General features: G+C 65.9%; 1 protein-coding gene and 1 pseudogene. Both read left to right on the forward strand.

Annotated features, from left to right (window positions below):
* Positions 1-290, forward strand: a pseudogene (locus JK635_RS28115) (ABC transporter ATP-binding protein); the annotation flags it as partial.
* A gap of 13 nt (positions 291-303) precedes the next feature.
* Positions 304-483 carry a DUF4089 domain-containing protein gene (locus JK635_RS28120; protein ID WP_202653132.1) on the forward strand — a complete coding sequence of 60 codons (180 nt, stop codon included), beginning with the start codon at positions 304-306 and terminating at the stop codon, positions 481-483.
* Positions 484-616: the final 133 nt, after the last annotated feature.

Raw genomic sequence — 616 nt, forward strand, 5'->3', positions numbered from 1 at the left:
ACGAACCGTTCTCGGCGCTGGACTTCGAGATGACGCTGTTCATCCGCGAGAAGCTGCAGGAAGTCTTCATGCAGACCGGCACCACCATGGTGCTGGTGTCGCACGACCTGGAAGAGGCGGTGTACCTGGCCGACCAGGTGCTGCTGCTAACCAAGCGGCCGACCCGCGTCGCCGAGATCCTGCGCTATGACGACCCGCGGCCGCGCACGGTCGAAACCCTGTCGGGCGCAGGCTTCATCGCGACCAAGAAGAAGAGCCTGGAGATTTTCCAGCGTGAAGTGCGGCGCTGAAAGGAAAGCCATCATGGATGACGATCTCGCCGCCTATGTGGCGCAGGCCCTGCGGTTGCAGGGCTATCAGCTGAGCCAGGCCCAGGAAGCCGGCGTTGCCGCGGCCTTCGAGGGCATTGCTGCGATTGCCGCGGTGCTGATGCAGGACGAGCTGCCATTCGCGCTGGAGCCGGCGCCGGTGTTCCTGCCATGAGGCGCGCGCTCGACATCGCCGCGCAGATCCGGGCAGGGGACGTCAGCGCGCTGGATGTGCTGGCCGACACCGAAGCCCTGATCGGCGCGCGCGACCCGGTGCTCAACTGCTTCACCAGCCTGTGCCTGGAACG

Source organism: Neobacillus paridis (genome assembly GCF_016765675.1).
GTDB classification, from domain to species: domain Bacteria; phylum Bacillota; class Bacilli; order Bacillales; family Cytobacillaceae; genus Neobacillus; species Neobacillus paridis.

Excerpts from the sequence above, each read along its gene's own strand:
- JK635_RS28120 (WP_202653132.1), top strand. The coding sequence starts at position 304 with ATGGATGACGATCTCGCCGCCTATGTGGCGCAGGCCCTGCGGTTGCAG.